The organism is Streptomyces sp. 13-12-16 (assembly GCF_002114215.1).
Taxonomy (GTDB): domain Bacteria; phylum Actinomycetota; class Actinomycetes; order Streptomycetales; family Streptomycetaceae; genus Streptomyces.
This window is the reverse complement of sequence record NZ_NCTE01000629.1, coordinates 1-2,127: the sequence shown is the minus strand read 5'-3', so window position 1 is coordinate 2,127 and position 2,127 is coordinate 1. Positions and strand designations below refer to the sequence as shown.

Genomic DNA, 2,127 nt, shown 5'->3' with positions numbered 1-2,127 from the left:
CTCCGCCGGGTACGCCGAACGCGGGCGGCGCGGCGGCCTGGGCGGGCGGGGCGAAACCGGGCGCGGCTCCGCCGGCTTCCGGCTGCTGCTGGGGGGCGGCCGGCTCGTCCTCGGCCACCTCGCCGCCGAAGTTCCGCAGCAGTGCGTCGAGCCCGCCGTCGAAGCCCTGTCCGACGGCGGCGAACCGCCAGACGTCCTTGAAGTAGAAGTCACCCAGCATCACGGCCCGCTCGGTGGAGAACTCCGAGCCGCTGAACGGGTACCGGGCCACTTCCTCGCCGCCCGCGACGATACGGATGTACCCGGGACCGACCTGTGACATCTGTCCGGCGCCGTCGAGGGTCGCCGTGAAGGACAGCTTCCTGATCTGCTGCGGGATCCGGTCCAGCGTCACGCGGAACGACTCGGTGTCGCCCGCCTGGGCGCCCAGGAGCTGAACGGACTCCTCGGGGGACTTCGGCTGGTTGTAGAAGATGAAGTAACGGTCGTCGGAGAGCCGTTCGTCGGCGTCGAGACCGAAGCAGCTGATGTCGAAGGTCAGCCCCGGGCCGGAGATCTGCACACCTACGTACAGATCCGTCCCCGCCGTGAGGTCACTGATCCTGGCCTTGTGGCCGCGTTGGAATTCCCTGGCCATACGTACGACCGTCCCCCATCCCGAATGTGAGTGCGTCGCGCCAGGCTAACGGCAAACTCCGACACCGGATGAAGTCGGTACAGACCCGGTACACAACGCGCGCACGGGCCTACGGTGCGCTCACCTGGGGCGGTGCTCACGCATCGCGCGCACCCGGCACATGAGGCAGCCGCTCGGCCGCGACCACCCCTTCGAGGTAGCCACGGGCCCGCTCGGTCCTCGGATACGCCTCCAGCAGCCGCCAGAAACGCGGGCCGTGCCCGGGCACCAGCAGATGCGCCAGCTCATGGCAGAGGACGTAGTCGACGACGTACTCGGGCATGCCCTGCAGCCGGTGCGACAGCCGGATGCTTCCCTCGGACGGGGTGCACGATCCCCAGCGCGTGTTCTGGTTGGTGACCCAGCGCACCGAGGCGGGCCGGGCCCGTCCGCCGAAGTACTGCTCGGACAGCCGCCGGGCGCGCTCGGCCAGCTCCGCGTCCCCGAGCGTCCGCCTGCTCTCCTGCGCGGCCAGCTTGTCGAGCATGACGGTCACCCAGCGCTGCTCCTCCGCCTCGGACATCCGGGCGGGGATGAGCACGACGGTGCGATCGCCCTCGCGGTACGCGGAGACCGTTCTGCGGCGGCGGGCGCTCCTGCGGACCTCGATCGCGCTCGCCCGTGAGCCGTTCGTCGGCTGGCTCGTCGTACTGCGCTGTGACTTTCCGGCGCGGTGCAGTGGGTCGGCGGGCACGCCCCGACGGTACCCGCTGCACACGGGGAAGTCTTGGCTCCGGGACGGTTCCACGGTGATCCCCCCACCGGGCGCCGGATTTGTACGATGAATCCCGTCGCCTGTGGACAACTTTCGGCAGGCTCCGGCCCGTCCCGGCATGCTGGCATGCGTCGGACGAGCCGCGAAGGGCTCGACCGCCCAACAGGGACGATCCAGGACATACGGGGGCCTGTCATGCATCCGATGGTCAAGCCCGCGCTGCGGCGCGGATGGCGCGATCTCAACACCGTGCAGTTCGGGATGACGTCGGCCCACGCGTTGACGCTGGGCCCGGTGGACACGGCCACGGGCAGCTTCCTCGACCTGCTCAACGGCACCCGCGGGCTGGATCTCCTGCGGGAGGAGGCACGGCGCATGGACCTGCCCGAGGGCCATGTCGACCGGCTGGTGCGCCGGCTGTCGCGGGCCGGGTTGCTGGACGACTCGCGGGGCGGCGGGCCGGCCGCCGAGACCCTGCGGAAGAAACCGGAGGTCCTCGACCGGCTCCGTCCGGACCTGGCGTCCCTCGCCCTGACCACCTCAGGGCCGGGCGATCCGCTGCGCCGGCTGGCGGCGCGCCGCAGCATGCGGGTGCAGGTGAGAGGCGCGGGCCGGGTGGGCGCCGCCCTCGCGGCACTGCTGTCGGGGGCCGGGGTGGGCGAGGTCGACGTGCGCGACCTCGGGCAGGTCGAGCCGTGGGACGTCGTGCCGGGCGGGCTGCCCGCCGAGGCCGTCG

At 71.7% G+C, this 2,127-nt stretch carries 3 protein-coding genes; 1 reads left to right on the top strand and 2 read right to left on the bottom strand.

Annotated elements, in window-relative coordinates; all coding sequences use genetic code 11:
- Both B7767_RS24570 and B7767_RS24565 read right to left on the bottom strand, forming a co-directional pair.
- On the bottom strand, nucleotides 1-637 hold a 637-nt coding region (locus B7767_RS24570), incomplete at its 3' end, for a TerD family protein (protein ID WP_143652616.1).
- A gap of 136 nt (nucleotides 638-773) precedes the next feature.
- A complete protein-coding gene (locus B7767_RS24565; protein ID WP_085574108.1) occupies nucleotides 774-1,370 on the bottom strand; it encodes a M48 family metallopeptidase in 597 nt (198 codons plus the stop codon).
- A gap of 216 nt (nucleotides 1,371-1,586) precedes the next feature.
- Here B7767_RS24565 and B7767_RS24560 point away from each other — a divergent pair.
- The coding region (locus B7767_RS24560) for a ThiF family adenylyltransferase (RefSeq protein ID WP_256923553.1) at nucleotides 1,587-2,127 on the top strand (541 nt) is incomplete at its 3' end.